The 26,809-nt window shown below is 70.4% G+C and carries 27 protein-coding genes and 2 pseudogenes; 13 read left to right on the top strand and 16 right to left on the bottom strand.

The features are described 5' to 3' along the window. Positions 1–74 precede the first annotated feature (74 nt). Positions 75–584, bottom strand: a pseudogene (locus ACFC8N_RS33645) (IS30 family transposase); the annotation flags it as partial. A gap of 175 nt (positions 585–759) precedes the next feature. On the opposite strand from ACFC8N_RS33645, the gene ACFC8N_RS33640 reads away from it, so the two are divergent. Continuing rightward, positions 760–1,509, top strand: a complete 750-nt coding sequence (locus ACFC8N_RS33640) for a class I SAM-dependent methyltransferase (RefSeq protein ID WP_376292411.1) — start codon at positions 760–762, stop codon at positions 1,507–1,509. 264 nt (positions 1,510–1,773) lie between these two features. Here the strand turns inward: ACFC8N_RS33640 and ACFC8N_RS33635 are convergent, their stop codons facing one another. Beyond that, entirely contained in the window at positions 1,774–1,992 is a 219-nt protein-coding gene (locus tag ACFC8N_RS33635) for a hypothetical protein (protein ID WP_376292408.1), read from the bottom strand. 470 nt (positions 1,993–2,462) lie between these two features. Beyond that, complete coding sequence (locus ACFC8N_RS33630; protein WP_356038240.1) at positions 2,463–2,885, bottom strand: MarR family transcriptional regulator; 423 nt, start codon at positions 2,883–2,885, stop codon at positions 2,463–2,465. Between the two features lie 163 nt (positions 2,886–3,048). Between ACFC8N_RS33630 and eno the strand changes: the two genes are divergently transcribed. Then, positions 3,049–4,356, top strand: a complete 1,308-nt coding sequence (gene eno / locus ACFC8N_RS33625) for a phosphopyruvate hydratase (protein ID WP_376292406.1) — start codon at positions 3,049–3,051, stop codon at positions 4,354–4,356. Between the two features lie 214 nt (positions 4,357–4,570). On the opposite strand, the gene ACFC8N_RS33620 is transcribed toward eno, so the two are convergent. Further along, on the bottom strand, positions 4,571–5,146 hold the full coding sequence (locus ACFC8N_RS33620) for an SDR family NAD(P)-dependent oxidoreductase (protein WP_376292404.1): 576 nt from the start codon (positions 5,144–5,146) through the stop codon (positions 4,571–4,573). On the opposite strand from ACFC8N_RS33620, the gene ACFC8N_RS33615 reads away from it, so the two are divergent. Then, a complete protein-coding gene (locus ACFC8N_RS33615; protein ID WP_376292402.1) occupies positions 5,030–5,410 on the top strand; it encodes a sigma factor in 381 nt (126 codons plus the stop codon). The genes ACFC8N_RS33620 and ACFC8N_RS33615 overlap by 117 nt on opposite strands. A 205-nt stretch (positions 5,411–5,615) precedes the next feature. On the opposite strand, the gene ACFC8N_RS33610 is transcribed toward ACFC8N_RS33615, so the two are convergent. The 3 genes from ACFC8N_RS33610 to ACFC8N_RS33600 all read right to left on the bottom strand — a co-directional run bounded on the left by ACFC8N_RS33610 (position 5,616) and on the right by ACFC8N_RS33600 (position 8,199). Continuing rightward, positions 5,616–6,323, bottom strand: coding sequence for a hypothetical protein (locus ACFC8N_RS33610; RefSeq protein ID WP_376292400.1), 708 nt, complete (start codon positions 6,321–6,323; stop codon positions 5,616–5,618). A 234-nt stretch (positions 6,324–6,557) separates the two neighbouring features. Then, the gene (locus tag ACFC8N_RS33605) at positions 6,558–7,880 is read right to left on the bottom strand and encodes an ADP-ribosylglycohydrolase family protein (protein ID WP_376292397.1); all 1,323 of its coding nucleotides are present in this window, start codon (positions 7,878–7,880) and stop codon (positions 6,558–6,560) included. Between the two features lie 163 nt (positions 7,881–8,043). After that, positions 8,044–8,199 carry a hypothetical protein gene (locus tag ACFC8N_RS33600; protein ID WP_356038229.1) on the bottom strand — a complete coding sequence of 52 codons (156 nt, stop codon included), beginning with the start codon at positions 8,197–8,199 and terminating at the stop codon, positions 8,044–8,046. A gap of 409 nt (positions 8,200–8,608) precedes the next feature. On the opposite strand from ACFC8N_RS33600, the gene ACFC8N_RS33595 reads away from it, so the two are divergent. Together ACFC8N_RS33595 and ACFC8N_RS33590 are read left to right on the top strand one after the other, a co-directional pair. Beyond that, entirely contained in the window at positions 8,609–8,800 is a 192-nt protein-coding gene (locus tag ACFC8N_RS33595; RefSeq protein ID WP_362817073.1) for a hypothetical protein, read from the top strand. Between the two features lie 536 nt (positions 8,801–9,336). Next, positions 9,337–10,542 (top strand): cytochrome P450, encoded by a 1,206-nt coding sequence (locus ACFC8N_RS33590; protein ID WP_376292394.1) that lies wholly within the window; start codon positions 9,337–9,339, stop codon positions 10,540–10,542. A 24-nt stretch (positions 10,543–10,566) separates the two neighbouring features. Here ACFC8N_RS33590 and ACFC8N_RS33585 read toward each other — a convergent pair whose 3' ends face one another. Then, positions 10,567–10,776 (bottom strand): hypothetical protein, encoded by a 210-nt coding sequence (locus ACFC8N_RS33585; RefSeq protein WP_376292391.1) that lies wholly within the window; start codon positions 10,774–10,776, stop codon positions 10,567–10,569. A 404-nt stretch (positions 10,777–11,180) separates the two neighbouring features. Here ACFC8N_RS33585 and ACFC8N_RS33580 point away from each other — a divergent pair, with 404 nt between their 5' ends. Then, positions 11,181–11,747 (top strand): LmeA family phospholipid-binding protein, encoded by a 567-nt coding sequence (locus ACFC8N_RS33580; RefSeq protein WP_376292388.1) that lies wholly within the window; start codon positions 11,181–11,183, stop codon positions 11,745–11,747. A 224-nt stretch (positions 11,748–11,971) separates the two neighbouring features. After that, positions 11,972–14,290, top strand: coding sequence for an MMPL family transporter (locus ACFC8N_RS33575; RefSeq protein WP_376292386.1), 2,319 nt, complete (start codon positions 11,972–11,974; stop codon positions 14,288–14,290). Positions 14,291–14,700: 410 nt separating this feature from the next. On the opposite strand, the gene ACFC8N_RS33570 is transcribed toward ACFC8N_RS33575, so the two are convergent. After that, positions 14,701–15,837, bottom strand: a complete 1,137-nt coding sequence (locus tag ACFC8N_RS33570) for an LUD domain-containing protein (RefSeq protein WP_376292384.1) — start codon at positions 15,835–15,837, stop codon at positions 14,701–14,703. Between the two features lie 161 nt (positions 15,838–15,998). On the opposite strand from ACFC8N_RS33570, the gene sigJ reads away from it, so the two are divergent. Then, entirely contained in the window at positions 15,999–16,952 is a 954-nt protein-coding gene (sigJ, locus tag ACFC8N_RS33565) for an RNA polymerase sigma factor SigJ (protein WP_356038213.1), read from the top strand. A 38-nt stretch (positions 16,953–16,990) separates the two neighbouring features. Here sigJ and ACFC8N_RS33560 read toward each other — a convergent pair whose 3' ends face one another. Next, on the bottom strand, positions 16,991–17,134 hold the full coding sequence (locus ACFC8N_RS33560; RefSeq protein ID WP_376292381.1) for a hypothetical protein: 144 nt from the start codon (positions 17,132–17,134) through the stop codon (positions 16,991–16,993). A 73-nt stretch (positions 17,135–17,207) separates the two neighbouring features. On the opposite strand from ACFC8N_RS33560, the gene ACFC8N_RS33555 reads away from it, so the two are divergent. Both ACFC8N_RS33555 and ACFC8N_RS33550 read left to right on the top strand, forming a co-directional pair. After that, on the top strand, positions 17,208–17,639 hold the full coding sequence (locus tag ACFC8N_RS33555; protein WP_376292378.1) for a hypothetical protein: 432 nt from the start codon (positions 17,208–17,210) through the stop codon (positions 17,637–17,639). Positions 17,640–17,680: 41 nt separating this feature from the next. Continuing rightward, entirely contained in the window at positions 17,681–17,935 is a 255-nt protein-coding gene (locus tag ACFC8N_RS33550) for a hypothetical protein (protein WP_376292375.1), read from the top strand. Between the two features lie 425 nt (positions 17,936–18,360). On the opposite strand, the gene ACFC8N_RS33545 is transcribed toward ACFC8N_RS33550, so the two are convergent. Then, positions 18,361–19,281: an EamA family transporter gene (locus ACFC8N_RS33545; protein WP_376292769.1), complete on the bottom strand. Its 921-nt coding sequence runs from the start codon at positions 19,279–19,281 to the stop codon at positions 18,361–18,363. 52 nt (positions 19,282–19,333) lie between these two features. Between ACFC8N_RS33545 and ACFC8N_RS33540 the strand changes: the two genes are divergently transcribed. Next, the gene (locus tag ACFC8N_RS33540; RefSeq protein WP_376292372.1) at positions 19,334–19,858 is read left to right on the top strand and encodes a MarR family winged helix-turn-helix transcriptional regulator; all 525 of its coding nucleotides are present in this window, start codon (positions 19,334–19,336) and stop codon (positions 19,856–19,858) included. A 708-nt stretch (positions 19,859–20,566) separates the two neighbouring features. Here the strand turns inward: ACFC8N_RS33540 and ACFC8N_RS33535 are convergent. The 3 genes from ACFC8N_RS33535 to ACFC8N_RS33525 all read right to left on the bottom strand — a co-directional run bounded on the left by ACFC8N_RS33535 (position 20,567) and on the right by ACFC8N_RS33525 (position 22,909). After that, a complete protein-coding gene (locus tag ACFC8N_RS33535) occupies positions 20,567–20,995 on the bottom strand; it encodes a thioredoxin family protein (RefSeq protein ID WP_356038202.1) in 429 nt (142 codons plus the stop codon). Between the two features lie 7 nt (positions 20,996–21,002). Next, on the bottom strand, positions 21,003–21,452 hold the full coding sequence (locus tag ACFC8N_RS33530; RefSeq protein WP_376292370.1) for a DUF4395 domain-containing protein: 450 nt from the start codon (positions 21,450–21,452) through the stop codon (positions 21,003–21,005). Positions 21,453–21,919: 467 nt separating this feature from the next. Continuing rightward, the gene (locus tag ACFC8N_RS33525; protein WP_376292368.1) at positions 21,920–22,909 is read right to left on the bottom strand and encodes a hypothetical protein; all 990 of its coding nucleotides are present in this window, start codon (positions 22,907–22,909) and stop codon (positions 21,920–21,922) included. A gap of 255 nt (positions 22,910–23,164) precedes the next feature. On the opposite strand from ACFC8N_RS33525, the gene ACFC8N_RS33520 reads away from it, so the two are divergent. Beyond that, positions 23,165–23,815, top strand: coding sequence for a papain-like cysteine protease family protein (locus ACFC8N_RS33520; RefSeq protein WP_362817053.1), 651 nt, complete (start codon positions 23,165–23,167; stop codon positions 23,813–23,815). 74 nt (positions 23,816–23,889) lie between these two features. Then, positions 23,890–24,726 (top strand): hypothetical protein, encoded by an 837-nt coding sequence (locus tag ACFC8N_RS33515; RefSeq protein ID WP_376292365.1) that lies wholly within the window; start codon positions 23,890–23,892, stop codon positions 24,724–24,726. A gap of 368 nt (positions 24,727–25,094) precedes the next feature. Here ACFC8N_RS33515 and ACFC8N_RS33510 read toward each other — a convergent pair whose 3' ends face one another. Both ACFC8N_RS33510 and ACFC8N_RS33505 read right to left on the bottom strand, forming a co-directional pair. Continuing rightward, complete coding sequence (locus ACFC8N_RS33510; protein WP_376292363.1) at positions 25,095–26,363, bottom strand: protein kinase; 1,269 nt, start codon at positions 26,361–26,363, stop codon at positions 25,095–25,097. A 233-nt stretch (positions 26,364–26,596) separates the two neighbouring features. After that, a pseudogene (locus tag ACFC8N_RS33505) lies at positions 26,597–26,809 on the bottom strand (hypothetical protein); the annotation flags it as partial.

The raw sequence follows: 26,809 nt of genomic DNA, 5'->3' as shown, positions 1-26,809 counted from the left end.
CCCGTCAGCCTCTAGGCGAATTCCAGGAGTCGTGGCAGCACGGGTGATCAACTGGCTGCGGCCAGGGGCTTGGCGGCGACGCCGTCCAGGCGCTCGCGGCTGTGGACGGTCAGCTCGGTGCCGTTGGGGAAGTACTGCCGCAGCAGCCGGTTGGTGTTCTCGTTTCGGTCCCCGCTGCCGGGGGCTGGCGGGGTTGTAGAAGTAGACCGGGATGTGGCGTGCGGGCAGGTGGGCGAGCAGCACGTGTCGGGTGGCCCGCTCGACGAGGGTGGCGTTCGCGGACTTGCCGTCCTTGCCGATGATGAGGTCGCCTGTCCAGTGCCCGAGGACCGCTCGATCGGCGGCCTCTGCGGGCCGGTCGCTGATCATCACCATGCCCTTGATGGCGCTGGGCCGGCGCTTGTCGGACTGGCGGCGCGGCCGGCGCATGGCCCGGCCGGTTCGAAGTACCTTGGTCAGTTCGCGGCGGAGCTCTCCACGGCCCTCGACGTAGAGGGCCTTGTAGGTCGTCTCGTGGACCACGCGCATCTCCGGCCGGTCGGGAACCGTCTGCGCAGAGCGTGAAGGCTCTGCTCGGGGGTCCAGTGCCACTCCCGACGACTACCAGAACTCAAGCTACGGTCGGCGGGGGCCTCGTCGTATATGGATCCGGTCAACTGACGGAATATTTGTAGTTTACGCCAATACGACGCGACGGCCGACCCCGTAGAGACTGCCGAACAGACGGACAACCACACGCACACGCAGGGGGAATGACGCATGGCCAACGCACGTGAGCAGTACGACCGGATCGGCGAGGCCTTCGAGGGCTTCAAGGCGCTGCCGATCATCCAGTACGGGGAAGTTCCTGGCGTCCTCGCCGAAGTCGGCGACGTCACCGGCAAGAGTGTCATCGATTTCGGTGGGGGAACTGGATTCTACGCCCGCGAGTTCAAGCGGCGCGGTGCGGCCGATGTCTTCTGTATCGACATCTCCGGCGAGATGATCGCGGTCGGCGAGAAGATCGAGCAGGCACAGCCGCTGGGTGTGCGATATGCCGTCGGCGACGTCGCCGAGCTGGCCGAGCCCGGGGAGCCGTTCGACATCGCGGTAGCGGTACAGCTTTTCAACTACGCCGACGACATGACGGCTGTCGAAAAAATGTGTCGCACGATCCATGCCAGCGTGAAGCCGGGGGCACCGTTCGTGCTGTTCGCGCAGAACCCCGACTACCGTTTCGACGGTCCGCCGCTGGACAAGTACGGATTTCGCTGCGAAGCCAGGGAAGGAGATTCGGAGCACGGTATCCCGACAAGGATTACCGCCCTGCTGCCGGGTCAAGAGGTCTCCTTCGATGCGACTCCTCCGAAGCGCGAGACATACGAGCGGTGCCTGGCAGAGGCGGGATTCACTGACGTCACATGGATTTCGCTGCCCATCTCACCGGCCGGGATCGAGAAGTTCGGAAGTGACTTCTGGCAGGACTTCTATGCCAACCCGCCGCTCACCCTGCTGCGGTGCCGCGCCTGATCCACACCTCGGAGCCCTCGCCGGCCTTCCGGTCAGTGGGGCCCCCATCCAGCCGCCGTCTTCGGCCGCATTGCCCAGGGAATCGCGACCGGCGTCACACTGAACCGCCTGGCCGGAGCGGCGGAAAAGTCATCGAAGTAGCGGCTGGGCAGCCGTCCGCAAGGCTGCCGCCGCGGGTTCCCCGAACTTCACCACGCCGCCGCATGATCCTGAAGCTCCCGCCGCCGACGCCCAGCGGACAGGATCAGACCTCCTGGCCCTGCCTCATGACGGTCGGAGCGCGTACGGCATCCAGCCCAGCGATCTGAGATGTGCCACGAGGCGGCGGCCTCCGTAAATCGGCGGCATCCAGGCGGCATCGGCGTCTACATGAAGGACATCGGCCGCGGCATGGAAGTCCTTGACGGGGTTGAAGACCCTGTTGATCGAGTCGGCGACACCTGCCGCGTACTCGTCAGGGTGGTTGTCCCAAGCCTCGGACATGAACGCGGCGAGCCAGGTGTGTTCGTCCCGAACGACGCAGGATGATCAGCGCCGCCAGGACGCCTCAATCGCTACGGAGTTCGTGGGGGCTGAGGTAACGCTGGGAGACCGAGAACTTGCCCAGCTCGACCGGCTGGCCCGCCTGACCACCCGTCCCTGCACTTCGACGACGAAGTCGCGGCGATGCCCCTCGATGACTACGGCGGCACTGCTGTGGCGCGCCGCCGCACACGGCCGCCGACACCTGTACCCCTACCCCGCCCCGCTGTCGCGGTGACCACGCCCGGCCGTGGCGGAGATGTCGACGTCGGCCACGTACGTGGCGAGCCGGAAGCGGAAGTCGGCGTGCTGGGCGCACTTGGGCCTTCGGCAGGTGCGGTGAAGGGGGGTACGTCCCTGTTCGCTTCGAAGCCGAGAGCTCGGGGCGCGTGCCGGGCGTCGCGACGGAGCGAACGTTGCCTGGCGGGGCACTAGCGCGTGGCGAGCCGCTCCAGCAGGGCGGCGCTCCGTGCCAGCAACGCCCGCTCCTCTTCCGTGAGTTCGGCCTCGATGGCCTGCGCGAGCCACCCGGCCCGGCGGCCGCGCTCCGCTTCGAGCGCGGCCCGGCCCGCGTCCGACAGTTCGACCAGGGACTTGCGGCCGTCGGTGGGGTGCGCGCGGCGCGTGATCAGGTTCTGTTCCATGAGAAGCCCCACCGCCCGGGCCATCGACTGGGGGCGTACGCGCTGATCGGCGGCGAGGTCGCTGGTGGTCATGGCGCCGTTGCGGTCGAGTGCACCGAGCACGGCGGCCTGGCCCAGCGGGATGCGGTCCTCGTGTTTGACGCGTCGGGTGAGCTTGCCCATCGCTGTGCGCAGTTCGACGGCGATGGCGGCGGCTTCCGAGGTGGGCATAGGGCACTTTACCCCGTTGGTCAGCGAGGCTGTGCACCTGACCTGCACAGCAATGCTGTACAGCAAAACTGAGCAGCATTGCTGTACAGTTTGCCGTTGTCGGGCTCAGCGCCAGCGTCGTCGCAGCCGGGGCCACGGCACACCACAACGGGAAGGACGTCCCATGTCCGCAAAGGCAGTCGGAACCGTCGACGCCGGCATCGAGAGCGTCACCGCCCGCCGGATCATCGACAGCCGGGGCAACCCCACGGTCGAGGTCGACGTCGTTCTGGCGGACGGGTCCCTGGGGCGCGCGGCTGTCCCCTCCGGCGCCTCCACCGGGGCCCGGGAGGCCGTCGAACTACGCGACGGAGACTCCGCGCGTTGGCACGGCAAGGGCGTCGACAACGCGGTGGCCCACGTCAACGGGGAGATCACGGCGTCCGTGCGCGGCCGGGACGCGGCGGACCAAGCGGGCCTCGACGCCGCGCTGGTCGCCCTCGACGGCACCGCCACGAAGTCCCGGCTCGGCGCCAACGCGATCCTCGGCGTCTCCCTCGCCGCCGCCAAGGCCGCCGCCGCGGCCCACCGCCAGCCCCTCTACCGCTACCTCGGCGGCGCCGACGCCCACCTCCTGCCGCTGCCGATGATGAACATCGTCAACGGCGGCGCCCACGCCGACAATCCGCTGGATTTCCAGGAGTTCATGATCGCGCCCGTGGGCGCGGACACCTTCGCCGAAGCGGTACGCATGGGCAGCGAGGTCTTCCACACCCTGCGCCGCGATCTGCTGGCAGCCGGGCACTCCACGGGCGTCGGCGACGAGGGCGGGTTCGCGCCCGCGCTGCGTACCGCCGAGGAGGCGCTCGACTTCGTGATGACCGCCATCGAGCGCACCGGCTACCGCCCCGGCACGGACATCGGCCTGGTCATGGACCCGGCGTCGTCGGAGTTCTTCCGCGACGGGGTGTACGACTACGCGGGCGAGGGGGTCCGCCGCACCCCCTCCGAGCACGCCGACTACCTGACCAAGCTCATCGACGCCTACCCGGTCGTCTCCATCGAGGACCCGATGGCGGAGAACGACCTGGAGGGCTGGCGCGAGCTGACCGCCCGCGTCGGCGACCGCTGCCAGCTCACCGGCGACGACGTGTTCTGCACCAACGAGACGCTGCTGCGCGAGGGTATCCGCACCGGCGTCGGCAACTCGGTCCTGGTCAAGGTCAATCAGATCGGGACCCTGACCGAGGCGCTGGCCGCCGTGGCCACGGCCCATCAGGCGGGCTGGACGGCTGTCATGTCCCACCGCTCGGGCGAGACGGAGGACACCACCATCGCGGATCTGGCGGTGGCCACCGGCTGCGGTCAGATCAAGACCGGCTCGCTCTCCCGCTCCGACCGCACGGCGAAATACAACCAACTGATCCGGATCGAGGAGGAGTTGGGCGAATCGGCACGCTACGCGGGCCGCTCCGCACTACGTCGGGCCTGAACAGCAGGCAGAGATGGAGGCCACGCGGGCTCCCAGATCGATCGGGGGCCGCTCGCGTGCCAGGGAGACAGATCTCTGCAGGGCGGCCTGGGCGTGCGTGGTGTCGGCGACCTCGACCTGGCGGCAGCGTCGGACCTTATGAGCCTTGCGAAGACGGGTCTGCACTGCGGGTCGGCCGTTGTCGGCGCGCGGCCCGTTGTGGGTGCCGTCGGGCTCATCGCAGGTCGGTCGGCAGCGCGGCGTTCCCGCGTTCGAGCAGCACGCCCTGAGCGGCGAGCTGGAGGCGCAGCGTCTGGGTGAGCGCGAGCGCCGCGGCCGCGGAAGCCGAGTACCCCGCCATCCCCGGCACCGACGCTAGCGTCGCCAGCGACAGCACGTTGACCATGGCCCCGCGCGACCGTCGCAGGTGAGGCGTGAACGCCTGCGTGACGGCTTCCGGCCCGAAGAAGTTGACCGTCAGGTGCTGTGACAGCACCTGACGGTCCCCGAAATCGTCGAAGATCGCCAGTCCCGCGTTGTTGACAAGCACGTCCAGATCCTCGATCTGCTCCGCGACCGCTTCGATCTGCGCGGCCTGTGCCGCTGGATGTGACCGACCAGGCAGGGCTGCCGCGTCGCGGCGTAGACGCGTCGCGCCTTCCGGCGCGGAACCGCCTCGACCAGTGCGCGTCCGATGCTGCGGTTGGCACCGGTCACCGGTGTAGAGGCGCAGCGCCGCGACCTCCTCCTGGCTGCCCGGATCGGCCTGGACGGCTTCGAGGCCGGTTCCTCGGTCCGGACGTGGCTGCACCGCATCGCCACAAACCGCTGCCTCAACGCCCTGCGCACCACTCGTCGCCGTCCGGTGCCGGCGGAGCCGTCGGTGGCCTCTCGTCCGGGGCCCTCCCGTCTGGGCGAGTCCCCGTGGTTGCAGGCCTACTCCGACTTCCTCTTCGACTGCCTGCCCGACCAGAACCCCGACCCGGCCCTCATCCTGCGCGACGTCCTCGGTCACCGCACCGCGGCAACGGCGGAACTGCTGGGCCTCACCGAGAGCGCAACTGACCCCCGCTGACCGGAAGTACCGGCGGCGCGCCGTGGTCGAGTCTGCAGTCGTACCCCGAGCATGGCCCCGTCCACGGCGGGCCGGCGAGCTAGCCCGCCGTTCCCGGCCGTCACGCTACGGCCTGCCCTGGGCCAGCTGGGTAGCGGTGTTCTCGGTCCAGAGCAGCGTCCAAAAGCGACTGGGCTCTTACGCCTTACGGCCTCTGGCCGAGACTTCACCGGGCCTGCGAGCGCCTCAGCTGGAGGGTCTGAGCGTCCGTGCCGGCTGGGCAGCTTGTGCCCGCACGCCGGAGGCCGACGATGTGGATGACCGCGCCGACTGCGACGGCCAAGACGGAGACGACCATCAAGGCGATCTCCGACGCGGCGGCAAACACGACATCGGCCCGGGCGGCACGCACCCGCCAGTCGAATTCCGGATCGACCAGCCCCCCGGGATCCCGCACCACCTGTACGCGTTCGCCGACCCGGTCGTCTGCACCGCATGAGATGGCATCGGCGGTCGGTGTGGCGGAACCGTCGTAGCGGAGCGTGCAGTCATAGGTGGTCGATTTCCCGTGGTGGACCTCGATCCGTGTGATCACGGCCGACTCCGACACGCCTCGTGCCTGCAGGACCAGGGCCTGGGACGCCTGCATAGCGCACAACGGTGTGGCGATCATCGGCGCGAACATCAGCGCCAGGGCCACCCGCCGCAGCACGGCGGAAGGAGACAACGACATCACCGCGACCAGCAGCCAGACCACGCCGCCCAGACACAACACGATCGAGGGCACCAGCATCCAGCGCAGCGGCCCCAATACCCCACCGACAAGCGGCAGTAGCGCGGCCACCGGAACCAACAAAGCGGTCAGCACCGGGCGGCGGGGATATTCCGGATCCCCCGCCCGCTTCCTCCCGCCCCGCTTCGTACCCGTCGTCATCTCATCCCCCGTCCGACCGTCACAACCGTGTCAACGATCATTCTCGGACAGCGCCGGAGCGTGTCGTGCGGCGGGACCGTCACCGGTTGCCGACCGCCTCCCAGGGCTGCCTGGGTTCCTGGGAACGATGGCAGCCGCGGCCCTGAGGGGGCGGCATCCCGCCAGTGGACAAGAGCTTCGGTGGGTCGGGCCACAGTGAGCAGTAGCTTGCGGGACGGCCGACCTGCCTGCCGGTCATCTGGGTTCGCGCCGCCAGAACGTCGGCCGCCACCAGTAGAGGTCCGGCTGGTAGTCGGGCCAGGGTACGGGGTCGTGGGGGTCCTCGAACGAGTCCTGCTGCGGGTCGATCGGTCGCCAGAGGGGGTCGAGTGGTTCGTCGGGGAGTGGGCGACGGGTGAAGCGCAGGCCGCGCTGGTCGCAGGCCCCGAAGCGCTGCACGTTGCGCTGCGCTTCGATCAGTGAGACGCGGTTGGCGCCGGTCGTGGTCGGCCAGCGCAGTTGTGAGAGGTCGTCCTCCCAGAAGCACACCGGGCAGATGTCGTTCGAGCCGCGCGGTTCGTCGTGGACGAGGTGGCCGCAGCAGGGGCAGGGGTGGCGGTCGGCCACGGTGGCGGTGTGGGCGGCGTTCCAGGACTGGCGTCCGTGCAGCCAAGCGGGCAGGGTCTCTGTGCTGTTGCGCCAGGGGGCGGGGATGCCTTCGGTGCCGACGCGGGAGGCGACGATGCCGCCGACGATCGCGCAGGTGGTGTCGACGTCTCCGCCGGCCGTTGCAGTGGTCCACAGGGCAGTCGCGTAATCGGTCAGACTGCGGGCGGCGCACCAGAGGGTGAAGGGGACCGTATCGACGGCGCTGACCTGGCGGCCGTTGCCGAGATGATGGGCGGCGAGTTCGACGTGTGGCTGGTCCAGGAGCGTACGGGCCTCGACGATGCCGTCGCGTACCCGGCTGGTCGGGACAAGGTCCAAAACGGTGGCGAGCAGGTCCGTGCCGGTCACGGGTTCGCTGCGGCGGTCCGCGGCGTGGCTGGCGGCGACGGCGACCGCGACGGCCCCGGCGCTGGCCTCGGGGTGGGTGTGGGTCACCTCGGCGGACATGGCAGCCTGCCGGGCTGCGTGTTCCGGGTCGCCTGGGTAGCGGGCGCCGAGAGGGGCGACGCGCATCGCTGCCCCGTTGCCCCAGGAGCCCTGACCGTCGAACAGTCCGGCCGCGAGTTCACGCCAGTCGCCGCCCTGGCGGACCAGGCGCAGCAGGCGGTTCATCGCAGGACCGTAGCCGCGGTCGAAGTCGTGCCGTTCGGCGAAGGAGCGGGCGAGTTCATCCTGGTCCACCGCGCCTCGTCGCATGAGGAGTTGGTGGACGGAGCAGGCCATCTCCGTGTCGTCGGTCCATGGCCAGGGCGCTTCGGGCAGTTGCTGGGCACGCAGAGCGGGGAGGTTGTCGGGGACGAAGAACTGGGCTCCGAAGGCGTCGCCGACGGCCAGGCCGTTCAAGGCGTCGCGGGCGGTGGCGATGGGATCGACCGGAAGACTGTTGAAGGAGTACGAGTGGGAGGCCATTGCCGGACATCGTGCCAATTCCAGCCCATGCCGGCCACTGGTTTCATCGCGTGGAGGAATGCACTGGCGGGCCCGCCCATCGCGGCGGCGACGATGGAAGCTGCGGAGGGACCGCGTCGAGGCACGCACATCGCCGTCGCTCTGCTGACCGACACCCAGCTGATCAGGTCGTGCCTGGTGGCTGCCGGTCCAGGAGGTGGTGCATCACGTGCTCCGGGACGGGCGGGACAGCGACTGCGGCCGTGGCGGTGGCGGTGGCGTGGTGCAGTGAGGCGGGGGTCGCGTAGGGCCCGCCAGCGCGCACCGCGGTCGGGGTCACGGCTGAACCTCTCGACCAGGCCCGCCGTGGCGGCGGGGTCTTCGAGGGCGAGTCGGCGCATAGAGGGGTCGGCGTCGTCGGTGTACTGCAGGGTGTTCTGGCAAGGCAAGTGGGGACGTTCCGGGAAGCAGGCGGCCGAATAGCCGTCCCACGTCCGGCACATGCCGGGCAGAACCCCGGCAGGTGTCTGTGCGCAGTCCTCGGTAAGGGACAGGCGCACGACCCAGCCCTCGTCGCGTGCCAGGCGTTCTACGACGCCGGGCGGGAGGTTCTGCGCGCAGGCGGCGCTGCGGTGGACGAAGAGGTGGGAGGAGGGTCGGTGGCCGGGCAACCTTGGAGGGGTTGTGTCGAGTCCTTGCGCAGGAGCTCTTCAACAGTGCATGTCTGGTCAAGGTCCAGGACGAGACAGATGCTGAACCCTCGGCCATCACGCTGGACCCGTGCTTCGAGGTCGCACCATCTGGTCGAATCGCCGGTGTTCGCCGACACCGTGAAGGACTCCCCCTCGGTCGCCGAGTCCGAGGCTGTCAAGCTCTGCGGCGAGCCGTCCTGCACCCAGAACCGCCACCTGCCGACCGTGATGTTCGTAGAACAACTGTAGTCAGGCGCGGCGTGGTTGATGCCACTCACTGTCAGGCTGTGGTCGGCCGACACGTGCATTCTGGCGCCGGCCGCACTACTCCAATCCCCGACCAGCTCGGCCTGCTGGATCACGGCTGCTTCGCCGCCGGCGCCGGCGCACGAAGTGCACGCGAGAATCAGGCACCCGAGAACTGCAGCCACCCGGCCGAAGGGCCTGTTGAGTCGATGGGCCGGGTGGCGCATCCTGCCACCTGGCCGCGGTGCCGACTGCCCGCCATGGTCAGCTTCGGCCAGGACCTCGTGCGTTGAATCCATACCCCCATCCATCCGCTTGAGAGCGTCAGCCGCGTGCGCACAGCAAGCTGCAGACCGTCGCGACCTTCCAGCGCAAACTCGGAGCGAGCCTGCCGCATGTTTTGAACGCGTTCAATTCAAGGGGTCGGCATCCCCAGCCAAGGGACGGAACCGAACCGGGGACAATTCCCCGGTTCATGCTAGGGTCACTCCCAACATCTAATCGGGGAGTAGTCCCCACTTCAGTCCCGGGAGCCGCCGATGCGCACACAGCACGCCACCGTCCGACTCGCCGACCTCACCGACGACTTCACCGCTGACCCGTACTCCGCCTTCACCGCGCTGCGCTCCCGCGGGCCTGTCCACCACGTGCGCTTCCCCACCGGGGACGAGGCGTGGCTGGTGGTCGGGCACGAGGAAGTGCGCGCGGCGTTCGTCGACCCCAGGCTGCGCACTGACGTACGGCACTCTGCCGACTTCGAGGACGACGGGCTGTACTCCGTGGGCCGCAACATGCTCCAGGCCGATCCGCCCGATCACACCCGCCTACGGACGCTGGTGGCCCGCGAGTTCACCGCCCGCCGCGTCCAGGCACTGCGACCCCGCGTCCAGGAGGCGGCCGGTGCGCTCCTGGACGCCGTGGTCGCCGACGGTCGTGCCGACCTTGTGGCTGCATTCGCCTATCCACTGCCCCTCACCATCATCTGCGAGCTGCTCGGCGTGCCAGACCTGGACCGGGCTGCCTTCCGGGCGTGGTCCACGAAGGTCGTCGCCCTCGACGATGCGGAGCAGTCCACCCGCGCCGCGCAGGAGATGGCCGCGTATCTCGCCGGGCTGGCGGAAGAGAAACGGCGGCTGCGGGACGCGGCGGAGAGCGACCTGCTGCACGCCCTCGTCCGCACCCACGACGGGGACGGCGCCGACCGGCTCACCCCGGAGGAACTGCTCGGCATGGCCTTCCTCCTGCTCGTCGCAGGGCACGAGACCACCGTCAACCTCATCGCCAACGCCGTCCACCTGCTCCTCGGCCATCCCGGGCAGCTTGCCGCCCTCCGCGCCGACCCCGAGTTGCTGCAGGGCGCCGTGGAGGAGACGCTCCGCTTCGAGTCGCCGGTGCCGGCGGGCACCTACCGCTACACCGCCGAACCGATCACCCTCGGCGGCGCCCGGATACCGGCGGGCGCCCGTGTCGTCCTCTCCATCGCCGCCGCGAACCGCGACCCCGCGCGCTTCCCCGCCCCCGAACGGTTCGACATCCACCGCGATCCGGCCGCGACCCGCGCCCACCTCGCCTTCGGGTACGGCCTGCACCACTGCCTGGGCGCCCCGCTGGCCCGCCTGGAGGCATCCCTGGCCCTACGCATCCTGCTGGACCGCTGCCCCCGCCTGGCCTTCGACGGTGACGGCACACCGCAGTGGCGCAACAGCCTCATGCGGAGCCTGCGCGAACTGCCGGTGCGCTGGTAGACACGGCTCCTTCGTGACAGCGACTCAATCCGGTTGGAGAGCTGGCACGCGTACGGTTCCGCAGACGGCACGCCCGACCGCAGCGAACCGGGCCGGCTCCGCCGTCTCCGGATGCCGGACGAAACCGACGTCGTACAGGTACGGCGCCCGCGCCTGGGCCGAAGACGAGGTGCCGAGGGCCGCGGGAACCGCCACGGCGGCTGCCAGCGGGGCGGCGAAGTCGCGCCGTTCCACGGGTCGGGGCGTTCCGTCGTAGAACCAGCGGATCTTGAACGCGCCGGATGGTGAAGCGTGCGGTCCACGTGGGCGTGAGCGGCATATGACACGTGTGATGCCGAGGCCGCCGTCGAGGCGCCCGGCGGCGGCGAGCGGTCCGCCCAGTACGGCGGTGTTGCGAGGGCTCGCCCGCCGGGCGGCGGGCGATCTCCTGCTTGAGCAGCGTATGAAGTCGAGGACCTCGGCGAAGACCAGGCCCGCCTTGCAGGTCGTGCACGTCCTGCGGGTCCTGCGCGTCCCGCATGTTCCGTACGGCCCCCTCCTGCACCACGCGTTCATCCTGACGCGCCATTCCCCGGGCCCGGCTGCCTGCCGCATCCATGGAAAGTGTCAGTCATGACAGTTTGTGTATCGTGTCAGTCATGACACTTTCTGGCCGGGTGGCCTCCAGGCTGTGCCCGGGGCGGCGTACGGCGCTCGTCCCGGCCGCCGTCCTCTCCCTGACCGCGGTCGCCGACACGGCGGAAGCGCTGGTCCGGCACCGGATCGCCGAACGGATCGCGACTGTGGTCGGCACTCGCCTGGGCACCACCCCGGACGTCGGGCTGGGCGACATGCCCGCGCTGTGGCAGCTGGCGCGGGGCACCTTCCCGGACGTCGAGCTGACGGCGGACGGGGTGTCCGCCCGGCACGTGATCGGCCTCGCCGTCGATGCCCACCTGCATCAGGTGCGCCGGAGCGGGGAGGGAGGCGCGGTCGGATCGTCCAGCGTGATCGTCGACGTCGACCCCGCGTCCCTGGCCGGCGCCGGCGGGAGCCGTCCGGACAGCGTGGTGGCCCCCGATCCCGCGAACCGACGGCTGATCGCGCGCATCGGCCCTGCCGGCGCCCTGACCGTCCCCGTCACTCCTGTCCTGGCCGACCGGCCGGACGATCCGCGTCACATCCGGCCGGCCCACGTTCACCGGCAACCACCCCCTCCCCGATGACCTGGCGAACGAGATCCCGGCCGGGGGCACCCGCACTGTCTCCCCGACCGACCTTCCGCTGAAGCTGCGGCCCCGTCGGCTCACGGTCACCGACAGCGGCCTCCGCCTCGTCCTGAGCGGCGGCCCTGCCGCGTTCCGCACCTGACCCCGCGCTGCCCGGCCCCGTACGCGGGCTCCAACGTGCCGCTCACCCCGGCAAGTCACCCTCAAGGAGCACCTTTTCGATGGCTTCCCTCCTCTACCGGCTCGGCCGCGGTGCGTTCCGGCATCGCCGGGCGGTGCTGGCCGGCTGGCTGCTGATACTGACCGCGGTCGTCACCTGCGTGATCACATTCGGCGGCACGACCAACGACGAGTTCACCGTCCCGGGCTCACCGGCCCAGACCGCCATGGACACCCTCAAGAAGGAGCTGCCCTCGGCGGCCGGGACCAGCGCCCAGCTCGTCTTCGTCGCCCCCGAGGGCCACGAGATCACCGAGCCGCAGTACGCCGAGGCGGTCAGTGCCACCATGGCGAAGGCCGACAAGGCTCCCCAGGTCGTCGGCGTGACGGACCCCGTGCGGAGCAAGGTCATATCGCCGGACCGCACCACCGCACTCGGCCAGGTCCGCTACCAGGTCAGCCGCGCCGACCTGCACGACGACAGCCTCACCTCGCTGGAGAAGACCACCCGGCCCGCAAAGGACGCCGGGCTCACGGTCGAGGTCGGCGGATCCGCGTACGGCAGCAGCAAGAGCACCGGCCACACCAAGGAACTGATGGGCGTGGCCGTCGCCCTCGTCGTCCTCACGATCACTTTCGGCTCGCTGTTCGCGGCCGGCCTGCCGCTGCTGACGGCGATCACGGGCGTCGCCGTCACCCTGCTGGGCCTGTCCGCGCTCACCGGCGTGCTGACCATCTCCAGCACCGCCCCGTCCCTGGCCTCGATGCTGGGACTCGCGGTCGGTATCGACTACGCCCTGTTCATCCTCTCCCGTCACCGCTCCCAACTCGCCACCGGCATGGACACCGAGGAGTCCGCCGCCCGGGCCACCGCCACGGCGGGCAGCGCGGTCGTCTTCGCCGGACTGACGGTGATCATCGCGCTGTGCGGGCTGGCCGTCGTCGGCATCCCGTTCCTCACCGTCATGGGCGTCGGCGGTGCGGCAGCCGTACTGATCGCCGTCGGCGTCTCCACCACTCTGCTGCCCGCGCTGATGGGCTTCGCCGGTGAACGGCTGCGGCCGAAACCGGGCTCGCGCGCCACCCGCCGAGAGCAGGCCGCCCACGGAGGCGCACACGACGGAGACGACGGACACGACGGCCGACACGGAGGCGAACACGGCGGCGGGCACGCAGGCGAACACGGCGGGCGCAGGACGATGGGCGAACGCTGGGGCAGGATCGCCATCCGCCGCCCGCTGCTCACGCTGCTCGCCGTCCTGATCGGCCTGCTCGCGGTCGCAATCCCGGCCCACAGCCTCCAACTGGCCCTGCCCGACAACGGTTCCGCCCCGGCGGGCAGCAGCCAGCGGCAGGCGTACGACACTGTCTCCGAGAAGTTCGGGCCCGGGTTCAACGGGCCGCTGCTCGTCCACGCCGACACCTCTCGTGCCACGAACCCGCAAGCGGCCACCGCCGCGCTCGTGAAGGATCTGAAGTCCGCCGACGGCGTCGCGGCGGTCGGCGAGCCGCAGGTCATCGACCATGGGAACGCGGCCGTCATCCAGGTGGTGCCGAAGACCGGGCCCTCGGACGAGAAGACGAAGAACCTCGTACTGCACATCCGCGACGAGGCACCCACCTGGCAGCAGCAGACGGGGGCCAAGGTTTCGGTGACGGGTACGACCGCCGTGAACATCGACGTCTCCGACCGGCTGGCGAGCTCGCTGATCCCCTTCGCGCTCGTCGTCGTCGGCCTGTCGCTGCTGCTGTTGCTGCTGGTCTTCCGCTCGGTGATCGTCCCGTTGAAAGCCAGCCTGGGCTTCCTGCTCTCGGTGGCCGCCACCTTCGGCGCGGTCGTGGCCGTCTTCCAGTGGGGCTGGCTCGCGAGCGCGCTCGGCGTCGCCGAGACCGGGCCGGTGGTCAGCATCCTGCCCATCCTGGTGATGGCCGTCCTGTTCGGACTCGCCATGGACTACGAGGTGTTCATGGTCAGCCGCATGCGCGAGGCACACGTCCACGGCGCCGCACCGAGGGAGGCCGTCCTGGCCGGCTCGCGCCACGCCTCCCGCGTGGTCACCGCCGCAGCCCTGATCATGTTCGCGGTGTTCGCGAGCTTCATCCCCGGCGGCAGCACCATGCTCAAGCCGATCGCCTTCGCCCTCGCCGTCGGCGTCTTCATCGACGCCTTCCTGGTCCGCATGACGCTTGTCCCCGCGGTCCTCGCCCTCGTCGGACGGGCCGGCTGGTGGCTGCCGAAATGGCTGGACCGGCTGCTGCCCGACCTCGACATCGAGGGCGAACGACTGGCGGCATATCAGCAGACGGACGGCACGGTCGGGCACAGTCGTCCGGGTCTGCCCGTCGCGGTCGGCGGGGCCGTCCAGGAGGCCCCGCACTGACACAACAGCCGCCAACGAGCCCACCGGAGCCCGTGACCATCGCCCGGTCACGGGCTCCGGCCTTGCCGCGTCCACGAGTTGAGACGGATGCGGATCCGCACGAACTCCTGGACAAAGAGCAAGGCCGGTCAGCCGAGGGGTACGGCCGGGAGGCGCACCCGCGGCGGGTAGCCGACTTTCCGGCCCGGCCCGACGTGGCCAGGCCGGGCCGGGCATCGATTCGCCGTCAGCACGGCGCCGCGCCCGCTGAGCACAGCAAAGTTTCGGAACCCTGCTGCGTGAGCAGGGCCGTGCCCTCGCGATCGTCCGTCGTCGCCGTTCAGCCGGCCACCGACGTGTGCACCTACGCTCCGCCACAGCCAGTGGAGGCACGCCTTGCGGGGAGCAGCCCTTGGACGACTCCTGGTGGTTCAGAATCCGATGGCTTCGCGCAACAGCAGGACGGTGCCGCGCCCGGGCTGCGGCTCCGCGTTGAGGACGAGGAGACGGTTGACCGCGCTCGGCTGCCCGTAGACGGCCTGGGCGCGCGCGGTCTCCAGCGGAAGGGCGTGCTCCTCGACCCGGCGCAGAGCGCTGTTCAGGTCGGGCACCACCTTCTGCGCCCCGACGACCCAGATCGCCCTTGCGGCGCCGCCGGCGGAGGCGGGCAGCTGGCTGCCGCTGCCCGAGGCGATGACGAGCGAGCCGGTCTCAGTGACGGCCGCGACGCTGGCGACGAAGACGTCGGGGGTGGCCACCAGCCTGCGGATCTGGTCGAACTCGGTGGCGCGGTCCATCGTCAGCACGCGCGGCCGGATGGCCTGGTAGCGGTCGCCCGTCTCGATGTCCCGCGCGATACCGGAGAGCCGAAGCGTCTCGCTGGCCCCGGTGAACACGCCCGCGCCCTCCGGTATCAGATCCCTGACGCGGGCGCGGGCCGCCGCGGCGTCGTCGAGCAGTTCGGCGGTAAAGCCGTTCGCCCGCAGCGCCGCGACCGCCCGGTCCAGCCGCTCGACGGACGCCGGTGCGCCGAAGTCGTCGGCCGCACCCGTGGCCGACGCGTCCGCCTCAATCGTGCCCGGCGCCCGGCCTGCGTCCTCGGGCTTGCCGGACCCATGCCCCTGAGCGTCGGGGCCGGGCGCCGAACCCCGGAGCGGGGTGGTGTCGACGTACCTGACCTCGTAGACCCGCTCGGTGAACTTCCAACCCTCCGGTGTACGCCGGTAGGTGTCGTGGTAAATGGCGAAGTTCAGGCCCGAGCGGCCGTCGAGCACGCGCGCGATCTCCTGCATATAGGTGCGACCGGTGGCGGTGTCGCCGTCGATCCGGATCGTGCCCGGGTGGCTGTTCTGCACGAAGAAGTCCCACTGACTCTGCAGGCGTTCGCCTCCGGTCCGGATCTCCTCCCGGCCGATGAGCTCGACCGGGACGTTGGGCATGCGCAGAACGCCGTCGGGGGTGAACAGCGCGGCGAGGCGGGCACGGTCGCGCATCATCGCGGCGTCGGTGAACTCCCCGCGCAGCGCCTCGATCTCGACGCGGTCGGCGATCTCCTGGAAGTCGTTCATGCTCAGCGTCCTGTCTCGTCGTGTCCTGTGGACGGTGTGCTCCTCTTCACCAGTCCGACCACGCAGCCCCGCCGAATGTGAGGCGCACCGCCGACCTCACATTCCGCCGCTCTGATTCGTCGTAATGGAGAGGGACCGTGAACAAGGGAGCCGGAGAGCGTATGACCACCCCGTCGGAACACACACAGCGGCAGACAGACGAGCAGCAGGACCCGGGTCTGAGCACGATCATGAGCGAGCGGCGACAGCTGCTCAATCTCTCCTACCGGCTGCTCGGTTCCCTGGCCGACGCGGAGGACGTCGTCCAGGAGACCTACACCCGCTGGTACGCGATGTCCCGGGCGCAGCAGGAGGCCATCGAGTCGCCGGGTGCCTGGCTGACGAAGGTGGCCAGCCGCATCTGCCTGACCCTGCTCGGCTCTGCGCGCGCCCGGCGGGAGACCTACGTCGGAGAATGGGTCCCGGAGCCGCTGCCCGACCCGGCCGAGTGGATCGCCGGGGCGGCGGGCGGCGCCGTCGTGGACCCGGCCGACCGGATCACCCTCGACGAGTCGGTGACCATGGCCTTCCTGGTCGTGTTCGAGTCGATGACTCCGGCCGAGCGCGTCTCGTTCGTGCTGCACGACGTCTTCCGCTACCCGTTCGCCGAGGTGGCCGGAATCGTCGGCCGCAGCCCGGCGGCGTGTCGTCAGCTGGCGTCCTCGGCCCGCCGTCGCATCGCCGCCGCGCGGGCCGGGGCGAGCCCGAACGCGGCCCGGCAGGCGAGCGTCGTCCGGCGGTTCAGGGCGGCCTGGGAGGCGCAGGACATCGAGGCCCTGCTCGGCCTGCTCGACCCGGGCGCCACCGCGATCTCCGACGGCGGTGGCCGCGCCATCGCCCACCTGCTGCCGATCGAGGGCGCGGAACAGATCGCCCACCTCTACCGCACGATCGCCCGGTTCGCGCCGCCCCGCACGATCCTCGAGCGCACGGTCAACGGGCTGCCGGGCCTGGTGGTCGAGTCCGAGGGCCGGATCGAGACGGTGTTCGCGTTCGAGGTCTCCGACGACGACCGGATCACGCACATCTGGGCAGTACGCAACCCGGACAAGCTCCACCCATGGCAACTGTCCTGACCGTCGGCCGGCGACGGTGGTCAGGCCTCCGCCTGCTCTCAGGTGTCGTCAGCGGCGTCCTCGGCGAGCAGGCCCAAGGCGTCGCTGTGGAACCGGCGTTCGGCGTCGCGCCACGGAACGCTGAAGAAGGCTCGCTGAGCTTCGGCAAGGTCGCAGCTCAACAGGCCCGTGGTGACGAACACGGCTTCGACTCCACGGATTCCGTTGTCGTTGAGGAACTGCCGGAGGACATCCGCGTCGCTGCTTGCCTCCCAGATGGGCCGGGAAGTCTCCCGCACGGCAGCGATGCAGATCCGCCGGGCCATCCGGCGCCGGACGGACCGCCGAGGCCCGCGCCGAGGAACAGCACGCGCTGCCCGAGAATCCGTTGGCCGCGGCCCTTGGGACGACGTCGAAGTCGCCAACGGCGCGACACTCTCCATCGATTCGGTTCGGTATTCGGTTCCGCGCCGGCTGGCCGGGCAGACCGTCTGGGCCCACTTCCACGGCGACGAGGTCGTCGTCACCACGGTCACCGAGACCGCCGCCGTCGAGGCCGCCCGTCACCAGCGATCCGCCCCGGGCGTCCCGTCGGTCAAGGACGAGCCCTGCCCGCCCCGCGAGGACAGGGAAGGCGACCGCCCCCCCGAAAGCCAGCAGCGCCGAAGAGGCCGCCTTCTTGCGGCTCGAACCGAGGCCGCGTCCTAGTGGAGCCCCCAGCGGCCGGCGCCCGCAGAATGCGGCCGGAGATGGCCGAGGCCGACCAACTCGCCAAACTCCACGGCGCCGCCGAGGCTGACCAGGCCCTGGGCACCGCGGCGCCGGCCCGCCGGCTCACCGAGAACGACCTCATCTCCATCCTCGACCACCACATCGGACGCCGCGTTCCCGAGCCGACCCGCCCCTCCAGGGGCCACAGCCTGCAGCCGGGCACATCCGCCTCGCCCCGCTGCGCCGTCGCCCCTGAAGGAGAGGGGACTAGCGACGGCCACCGCTCTTCGTAACGTCCCCGGCTCGCACGGCGACCCCCTCGCCGGGGCGATGGAACTGACCCGCAGACTCAAACTCCCCGACATTCGGCGGGCATTGACCGACCTGCTCCCCGTAATCAGGGCCCATAGGCGGGACCCGGCCGAAGGGGTTCTGCTGGCCGCGGAAGCCGCCGGCGATGATGCCGCCAACTTCCGCACCCACCGCAGGCGGTCCGGGTTCCCCGCGGGAAAGCCCCCGGGTCACAGTGCAGAGCGTCCCGCAGCGGGGAGCGTATGGCGTCGTCCAGTGGTGGGGCCAAACGCACAGGTTCCGTGAGGCGATCAGTCGATCGCTACCCGTGCTATCAGCGATGTGTGGTGAGACGGCGGAAGTTCGCTCGTCCTCGCGCGTATCCCTGCCCGGGCTCTGCCCGCGCTTCTACCCGCATTTCTGATCGTCACGGGGCATTGCGCGTAGAGGGTGCTTGCACGGGACGCTCGTCGGCTACCGGATGGGGAGGTACCTGACTTCTGTCGCGTCGGCCCGCGCGCTTGGATTGACCGAGGACAACTCCGGCCAGGACCAGGACCAGTCCGCACAGTTGCTGAACAGTCAGCGTCTCTCCGGCGACAGCTGTGCCGAGCAGGACGCCGGTGACAGGGTTGAGCAGTCCGATCAGTCCGACGGTTCCTGCCGGCAGGTACCGCAGTCCGGTGAACCAGGCGGTGAAGGCCAGCGCGGTGGCGACGAGGGCGACGTAGCCGAACGCGAGGAGAGTCGGCGTCGAGAGCGCGGGTGGAGGGCCTTCCACTGCGGCGGCGACCGGGAGCAGGAACAGACCGCCGGCGGTTAGCTGCCAGGCGGTCGAGGCGAGCACATCGACACCGGCACTCCACCGTTTGGCCAGGATGTGCCCGAAGGACGACACCAGCATGGCGGCGGTCGAGGCGAGGACGCCCGGCACGCTCACCCCCTCCGTCCCGGTGAGCAGCATGAGGCAGACCCCGGCGAGTCCGATCGCGGCGCAGGCCAGGTGGGCGGTCCGGGGACGTTCGGACACCAGGGGCCAGGCTATGAGCATCATCGTCAGCGGGGACACCGCCATGACGGTCGAGGCGACGCTTGTCGGAAGCAGTTGGGAGGCGGCGTAGACGAGGACGAAGAACACGCTCATGTTGAGCAGCCCGAGCACCGCGGACCGCCACCACCACGCGCCGCGCGGCCGCTGTCTGCGCAGGGCGAGCAGGACAAGGCCGGCGGGCAGCGCCCGCAGGGCAGCCCCGTAGAGCGGGCGGTCGGCCGGCAGGAACTCGTGCGTGACGAAGTAGTTGGTTCCCCAGGCCACCGGTGCGACCGCGGTCAGTGCTGCCCAGCGCATATTAGCTTCCATGGAAGCTAATATAACTTCCCGGGAAGTTATCATGGGGTGCATGGAGCACGGCGAACCGATGGACCGCGTGGCCCGCATCCAGGCGGACTGGCGCCGCGAGCGCCCCGACGTCGACATCACCCCGCAGGGAGTGATCGGACGGCTGCACCGCCTGGCCGACCGACTCACGGAGGAACTCTGCCTCGTGTACGGCCACTACGGCCTCAGCGAGGGAGAGTTCGACGTGCTGTGCGCGCTGCGCCGCGCCGGGGACCCATACGAGCGGGCACCCGGTGAGCTCGCCGCGCACACCATGGTCACCACCGGCGCGATGACGAAGCGGATCGACCGCCTGGAGCGAGCCGGACTCGTCACCCGCCGCCGCGCCGACGACGATCAGCGCGGCCGGATCGTCGCCCTCACGAAACCCGGACGTGAACTGATCGACCGCGCGTTCACCGACCACATGCGCAACGAACGCCACCTGCTGGATCTACTGACGCCCACCGAGGCCGAGTCACTGGAGGCTCTGCTCACGAACTGGCTCTCCCGCATGGAGCATCCGCGTCCTTCCCGCGGCGACTGACCCGCCCCCGGGGTCTGCGACCGGCGCCTTGGCAGCTCTGACGGAAGCCCTCATGAGCAGAGCATGACCCGCTTGTGCAGGAGGCCGAAGCCGACGCGGCCGAACATCTGTCGTCTGAGCATCTACCGTCTGATCGTCTCGATCCGGTTGACTGCTCCTTCGACCGGGCCGGAATTCCAGTCACTGGTCAGCCCGGCAGTCACCGCATCGGAGTCGTTGTTCAGGCCCGGCCGCGAAACTGCTGATACCAGGCAGGTCGGCGTCGGTGGCCTCGCCGATCCGCTCCGGCGGGGCGGGTACTGCTGAGGGTCCGCTCTTTCCAGGATCGCAGGCCCTGCGGCAGCGGCCCTTTCGCCCAGAGCGGCGACTGCCTTGGGTCGACACAGTACGCGAGCACCTCGCCATGAGGGCCACCGACGCCGGGCTCCGCCTGCCCCGTTCTGTCTGACCCGCAAGGCCGAGGACTCCGAGGCCACACCACGCGAGCGGGACACCGTCCTGGCGCTGCTGGAACACCTGGGCACCATCCACCCCGACCACGAACGCCCCGCCCAGCATGCCATCCGCCTCTACCGGGCCTGCGGACCCAACGACGCCGCCCGGCACGCCTGCAATCCCCGCCCCGCAAGACGCCTCAGCGACCTCGGCCTCGAACACGACCCGGCCACCCAAGCCCTCATCACAGCCCGGACCCGCCGGACTCGGCGATCAGTCCGCCGTAGCCAACTCCACCGCCGACACCACATCGGCCCGGGTCGGCGCCCCGGAGGCGCGGCGCACGACGCGACCAGCGCGGTCGAGGACCAGCACCGTAGGCGTGCGCATCACCTCGACGCGACGCACCAGGTCGAGCCGCGCCTCGGCGTCGATCTCCACCAGGCGCACGCCGGGCGTCTCGGCGGCCACGCCGGCCAGCAGTCGCCGGGTGCCGGGGCAGGTCGCGCACAGGGCTGTCGAGAACTGCACCAGCGTCGCCCTCTCGCCGAGCGCCGCACCCAGCTCACCGGAGGACAAACGCAGCGCGTCGCCCCGGCCACCGTCGCGCAGCCTGCCGTCGCGACGGACGCGGACCAGCCCGAAGACGGTCGCGGCCACCAGCACGACGGCGGCCACGATCAGCCCGGTCGGATCGCTCACGGCCGCCTCACCCCTGGCTCAGACGGGCCCGGCTGCGGACCGCGAGCAGGTAGAGCTCGCAGCCCAGGCAGTAGCCGAAGGCTGCGTTCAGGAAGGCTGCCGCGAGCGCCGCCGCGCTCGCTGCGATGCCGAGCCAGGTGGCACCGGACAGGTAACCCGCCGCGCCGACGACCGCGAAGCCCAGGCCGACGGCCTGCGCGAACCGCGGCGGCCGCTCGTCCTCAAGCTCCTGCGGCGGCCCGAGACGGGGACGCACCAACCGACGGTAGAGCCAGCCGTACGGGGACCAGCGCAATCCCAGAACCGCACCGAGAGCGAAGACGGCGCCCTGCGCCGCGAGCAGCACGCCGCTGCCGGTGACCAGGACCAGAAGCAGAACGAGGGTGGTGAGAGCGGCGGCGAAGCGCGGCCCACGCGGGTCGACGCGGACGGGCACACCGGGGGTGCGGTCGGGCATGGAGAACTCCGGGACGGTAGGGAGGGATTCCGGTGGGTGGGGCGCGCGGTCAACAACACGCGGCGGACCACACGCGACCGAAATCGATGTGCGCCCTGATCACCAGGAACGTCGCGGAGAACATGCCGTCATTGCAGCAGTCACCCGCACCGCGGTCAATCACCGCCCACCTGCCGGACACACGGGGGCCGACCAACGGGGGTCAGGAACGGCCCTCACAGCACCGGGGTGAGCTGGAAGCGGTACGCGTGCCCGATCAGCAGTCGTTTCCGCATTCGAATAGGCCGGCTTTCGATCATTCTGCGAAAAAAATTCACCCGCTGACGGCCTCTGCCGCTCCTGCCCCGCACCCACACCATTCGTCCAGCCGCCGCGGAGGAGAGCCCTCGGTCCGCCAACCCACCATGGTCACGGCTGCCGTTGCGTCCGCAGTCATGCGAGTTCCAGCGTGATCGCGCGGACAACTCCTAGTCCCATTCCCACGTGATGCCGAGGACGCCCGGCCGTATCTGCTGCTCCACGAGGTGGACGGAGCCATGGGCGTTCAGTGTCAGATCGGCGACCGCCTCGCGAGGGGCGGTCGCGGAGGGGCGGGAGAAGCGGCGGCAGTGGACGGGCAGGGCGGTGCGGTCGAAGCCGATCTGGAGGACGTACTGGCCGCCGCCGTAGGAGAAGCCACGAACGTACTCATGGCTGGGCACGCCGGTTCCGTCCTCGAAGCGGTACCCCAGGACGGCGGTCTCGCCGGCTCTCAACCGCCCGTCGAAGAGCAGTTCTACGACGATCACTCCCGAAGCGCCGTGACGTCGGATCCGCCCGACCCTGCAGTTGCCGAGACCTCGTACCCGTACTCGTTCCGTGTCGCAGCCAGGGTCGCCGTGATGGATGGCGACATAGCGGTCGACGCCATCGCGGTGGGCCCGTACGACGTGTTGGGAGTCGCGGGCGGTGAGCTCTCGATGGGCACCGATGTGAACGTGCTCGTAGTGGATGACGGTGTGCAGCCCGCCGTCCGCCGGTGCCGCCAGACTCGCCAGCAGCGATTCGAGCGCGGCGGCCGGTTCGAGCAGGGTGCGATACGGGCGGGCCGCCGGGGGACGGCCGCTGGTGGCACGTGGGCCTATCAGACGGGTGAGGGCCTGCGGCGGAAGCTCCAGGACCTCCTCCAGCGCGGTGACGGCACGAAGCGACTCGGGCCGCTCGGGCCGCCGCACCCCGCGCTGCCAGTAACTGAGGCTGGTCACACCGACACGTATGCCGCGCTGGGCGAGCCGGTGCTGCACGCGATGCAGAGCCAGCCCGCGCGCGGCGAGCGCGGCCCGCAGCGCGGCGGAGAACGGGCCGGTGCGCAGGACTTCGGCGAGTTCGGCCTCGGGGGTGGGGCGGCGGGACGAGCCGGGGGCTGGACCGGCGGCGGAGCGTGGGGTGGTGCGGCGATCGGTGCTGTGTGCTGTCACTTGGGCCTCTCCCCTCCCCCCCACCCCCCTCGGATCGTTCATCTATGAACGTTCACTTCCCCGTCCTGGAACAGGGCGTGACGCGCGCTGCCACCTGCTGGTACCTGCTGTGGCGTTCACAACCGTACGGGTGGTGTTCACTTCGCCGCCAGCCCTGTGGATAACGTCATTGACCGAAACCCGACAAGAGATCGATGCTGCTGTCGCAGCGTCCGGACGCGCTCCTCCACCCCCACCCTGACTGGGAGGAACGCCATGTCCATCACCACCCGGGGTCGCAGACGGCTGGCGTCAACGGCCCTCGCGGCCGTCGCCTTCCTGGCGGCCGCCCTCGTGCCCACGGCAACCGCTCACGCCGCTCCGCGCTCCGCCTCTGACGCCGCCCCGCACGCCGCTCCTCGGGCCGCGGCTCACCCCGCCGTTCCCGCCGCCAAGCGGCTCAACATCACCATGCAGGCCCAGGAGAACAGCAACTGGTGCTGGGCGGCGAGCGGCGACACCATCGCCTCGTGGTTCGGGCGCAACTACACCCAGAACCAGTTCTGTGACGCCGCCTTCAACCGGCCCCAGGGCAGCGCCTGCGGCAACTGGCAGGCGGCGTTGGACGACGTGCAGAACGCCCTCGACTGGATGGGTATCAACCCGGGCAGGTACGTGAGCGGCTACCTGCGCTACAGCACCGTGCAGACGGAGATCAGCGCCGATCGGCCGGTCGAGACGCGCATCGAGTGGAACTCCGGGGGCGGGCACATGCATGTGCTGTACGGCTACGACGCCTCCACCAACCAGGTCTACTGGGGCGACCCGTGGCCCTCCAACTACCGTTACAACTGGGGGGATTACGACTACTACGTGAGCAACAACACGTTCACGTGGACCCACTCGCTCTACGGGATCGGAGCGTGACCCCGATGACGCCGATCCGCACGTCACCGACCCAGACGTCACCGACCCAGACGTCACCAACCCCGAGGTCGTCGATGCACCGCACGCCGAACGGGCACGCGCCCGCCGGCCGTAAGCCCGTCCGCAAGAGCGCGGCGGTCATGGCGCTCGCCGTCACCGCGACCCTCGGCGCTCTCGCCCCCGCCAGCGCCCACGCGGCGACCGCCGGCACCCTCCCCGCGCCCTTCACCGCCGCCGACACCACTCAGGCACGTGATGCGGCGTCGACCCCGGCCACCCTCCTCACCCTCTCTCGCTTCTTCGCCCGCGACGGCGCGACCGCACAGCGCGCGGCCCGGCCGCACCTCGTCGGGCCGTCGGTCACCGTCTCCTTCCTCGACCCGGGGTTCGTCGCCGGGCGCGCGGGCGCCCCCGTGGCCGACCGGCAGTTCGTCGCGACCAAGGCGGTCTCCGCGGACGGCCAGGTCGCCTCGGTGTGGACCGCACGGACGGCGAAGGGCTGGAAGGTCGTCAACATCGCGACCGGCGGCGACGAGACCGACTACGTCAGCGAGGCGCACGGTCTCGGAACCGTCTTCGAGGAACCGCAGATCGACGCGTGGTACATGGTGCGCGACGGCCGTGTGCTGCCGCTCGACCCCGACGCACGGCGCGCCGTGGGCAACGGCGGCATGACACTCGCCGCCTACCAGCACCTGGTCCACGCGAAATACGGCGACAAGCTCCCGGGGTCCGCCTACGACCGGGCGGGCAAGGGCGGCGGTTACGGCGGTACGGCCGCGCCCCCGCGCGTGTCCGCCGCCCCCACGGCGACCGCCGGAGCGGCCGTCATCGCGGGCACCGCCACTGCGGCCGTCGCCGCCTTGCTCGGCACCTGCTTCGGCCTGCGCCGCTCGCGCCGCGTCGGCTGAGTGGGCTTCCCGGGCCGGATCCCCGGACCCCCGTGCCTCAGGCTCATCCCCGGTCTGGCGCACGGGGGTGAGCCGCGGCCGGACCCGTGCCGACGGGCGCCCGGACTTCGCGCCCATCGGCATCAGCGTCCACGCCTCGCCGCCAAGTGGTCTCGTTCCCGGGGTACTTGGGCCGCCGCCCGATCCCAGCTCTCCATCACATCCACCGCTCCCCCGGCTCTCCGTACCGCGCGATGGCCCCGGGGTCGCTCGCGTTCGGTCGCCTCCGGTCGTATTCGTTGGCGTTCGGCTTGGACGCACGACGGCCCGGCACTCCGCGACCCGCACCGCGGATTCGGCGGCCTGAGCAGGGCAGCCGCAAGACAGGTCTACCTCTGTTGAGGTGTGCCGGGAGACAGGGTGATCCGCAGGATGGCGTGACGTGAGACCTGGCTGCCGGGCGAGGGTGTCTGTTCACATACGCGGCCGACGGGCGTGCCGGGGTGAGGGCACGCTCGGTGTCGGACGGGCTGGACGCGTACGCCGACTGCCTGGGCGCTCGATCGGGCTTCGGCCATCGTGTCACCGATCAGCGAGGGTGCCGCGATCCGGGGACGAGCAGGGGCGTGGGATCCGATGATCACGTAGGTGCACACGGCGGCTCCCAGCAGCACCGCCATCGCCTGGAGTGGCCGGCGGATGCGCAGTCGGCGCACGGGGCGGTCCCTCCGGGGATCCCGGGGCGGCTGTGGCTGGGTGTGCCGAAGCGTCGCAGGCGGAGCGGGCGGGGCCAGCGGAGCCGACGTGACCGGCGTGGCACGTTCTGTGAGTACCTTCCCGATGGCGTCGCGCATCTCTTCGGCGGTCTGGTACCGGTCCGCACGGTCCTTGGCCAGCGCGCGCAGCACCAGGGTGTCGTAGGCGGCGGGCAACTGCGGGACGTGGACGGAGGGAGGCACCGGCGGTTCCGAGAGGTGCTTCATGGCCACCGCCAGCGGGCTGTCACCGGTGAACGGGGGCCGGCGGGTGAGCAGTTCGTACAGCAGGCAGCCGGTCGAGTACAGGTCGGTACGGACGTCCACCTGCTCGCCCCGGGCCTGCTCCGGCGAGAGATACTCGGCCGTGCCCACCACCACCGACGTACGGGTGAGGGTCGTACCCGCCCGATCCACGGAGCGGGCGATACCGAAATCCGTCACCTTCACGGTGCCCTCGTCGCCGAGCATGACGTTCGCCGGTTTGATGTCCCGGTGGACGATGCCGTTACGGTGGGCGTGATCGAGCGCCTCCAGCACGCCGGCGGTGAGTTCCAGCGCGTACTCGGGCCCGACGACCGGTTCCTCGCGCACGAGTTGGAGCAGTGTGGCGCCCTTGACGTACTCCATCACGAGGTACGGGACGAGGTGACCGTCGATCGTGTCCTCGCCCGCGTCGTACACGGCGACGACGGACGGGTGGCCCAACAGCGCCGCCGAGACGACCTCACGGCGGAAACGCGCCCAGTGTTCGGCATCGGCCGCCAGTTCCGGCCGGAGCGTCTTCACGGCGACCTGGCGGAACAGCAACACATCGTATGCCAGCCATACTTCGGCCATCCCCCCGTGCCCCAGGACCTCTTCCAGACGGTAGCGTCCGCCCAGATGACGTGAGCGATCCATGGTGTTCCCCCCTCGTTGCCGACTTCCGCCGAGGCACCGTAGGGGCGGTTCTTGTGGGATCTCTGTGATCCGGGGCCGACCTTGTGGCACGCCCCGGCAGTGGTCGGGGGCCGCGCCCCCCCACTGCGGCGGACACCGACGGCCTGCACAGACCCGGCGGGCCCACACGGGCTCTGACGGCCAACGCGAAGGGCCGCTCCTGTCAACAGGAGCGGCCCTTCGTCACGCGTGTGTCACTGTCCGCCGTACTTCCGGCTCATGCTCTCGTACACCGCCTTCGCCTCCTGGCCCAGCGGCGGGCCCGCGAGCCAGGAGTGGTCGGCCGGGCCGATCGAGGTGTTCGACACCAGTACGGTCTTGCCGTTCACCACCCGGAACCAGCCACCGCCCGACGAACCGCCGGTCATGGTGCAGCCGATGCGGTACATGTCCGGCAGCGCCGGGCC

Source organism: Streptomyces sp. NPDC055966, from assembly GCF_042269865.1.
Taxonomy (GTDB): Bacteria; Actinomycetota; Actinomycetes; order Streptomycetales; family Streptomycetaceae; genus Streptomyces.
Note: the sequence above shows the minus strand (reverse complement) of the source record. Positions and strands in the feature narration are given on the sequence as shown.

Coding starts and splice junctions, on each gene's coding strand:
- ACFC8N_RS33530 (WP_376292370.1), bottom strand. CDS start 21,452: ATGCCCGACCGCACCCCCGGTGTGCCCGTCCGCGTCGACCCGCGTGGG.
- ACFC8N_RS33520 (WP_362817053.1), top strand. CDS start 23,165: ATGTCCATCACCACCCGGGGTCGCAGACGGCTGGCGTCAACGGCCCTC.
- ACFC8N_RS33605 (WP_376292397.1), bottom strand. CDS start 7,880: ATGGCCTCCCACTCGTACTCCTTCAACAGTCTTCCGGTCGATCCCATC.
- ACFC8N_RS33570 (WP_376292384.1), bottom strand. CDS start 15,837: ATGAACGACTTCCAGGAGATCGCCGACCGCGTCGAGATCGAGGCGCTG.
- ACFC8N_RS33515 (WP_376292365.1), top strand. CDS start 23,890: ATGCACCGCACGCCGAACGGGCACGCGCCCGCCGGCCGTAAGCCCGTC.
- ACFC8N_RS33510 (WP_376292363.1), bottom strand. CDS start 26,363: ATGGATCGCTCACGTCATCTGGGCGGACGCTACCGTCTGGAAGAGGTC.
- ACFC8N_RS33630 (WP_356038240.1), bottom strand. CDS start 2,885: ATGCCCACCTCGGAAGCCGCCGCCATCGCCGTCGAACTGCGCACAGCG.
- sigJ (WP_356038213.1), top strand. CDS start 15,999: ATGACCACCCCGTCGGAACACACACAGCGGCAGACAGACGAGCAGCAG.
- ACFC8N_RS33615 (WP_376292402.1), top strand. CDS start 5,030: ATGCTGCGGTTGGCACCGGTCACCGGTGTAGAGGCGCAGCGCCGCGAC.
- ACFC8N_RS33590 (WP_376292394.1), top strand. CDS start 9,337: ATGCGCACACAGCACGCCACCGTCCGACTCGCCGACCTCACCGACGAC.
- ACFC8N_RS33580 (WP_376292388.1), top strand. CDS start 11,181: ATGACACTTTCTGGCCGGGTGGCCTCCAGGCTGTGCCCGGGGCGGCGT.
- ACFC8N_RS33635 (WP_376292408.1), bottom strand. CDS start 1,992: ATGTCCGAGGCTTGGGACAACCACCCTGACGAGTACGCGGCAGGTGTC.
- ACFC8N_RS33540 (WP_376292372.1), top strand. CDS start 19,334: ATGGAGCACGGCGAACCGATGGACCGCGTGGCCCGCATCCAGGCGGAC.
- eno (WP_376292406.1), top strand. CDS start 3,049: ATGTCCGCAAAGGCAGTCGGAACCGTCGACGCCGGCATCGAGAGCGTC.
- ACFC8N_RS33595 (WP_362817073.1), top strand. CDS start 8,609: ATGCTGAACCCTCGGCCATCACGCTGGACCCGTGCTTCGAGGTCGCAC.
- ACFC8N_RS33610 (WP_376292400.1), bottom strand. CDS start 6,323: ATGACGACGGGTACGAAGCGGGGCGGGAGGAAGCGGGCGGGGGATCCG.
- ACFC8N_RS33640 (WP_376292411.1), top strand. CDS start 760: ATGGCCAACGCACGTGAGCAGTACGACCGGATCGGCGAGGCCTTCGAG.
- ACFC8N_RS33550 (WP_376292375.1), top strand. CDS start 17,681: ATGGCCGAGGCCGACCAACTCGCCAAACTCCACGGCGCCGCCGAGGCT.
- ACFC8N_RS33555 (WP_376292378.1), top strand. CDS start 17,208: ATGGGCCGGGAAGTCTCCCGCACGGCAGCGATGCAGATCCGCCGGGCC.
- ACFC8N_RS33575 (WP_376292386.1), top strand. CDS start 11,972: ATGGCTTCCCTCCTCTACCGGCTCGGCCGCGGTGCGTTCCGGCATCGC.
- ACFC8N_RS33545 (WP_376292769.1), bottom strand. CDS start 19,281: ATGCGCTGGGCAGCACTGACCGCGGTCGCACCGGTGGCCTGGGGAACC.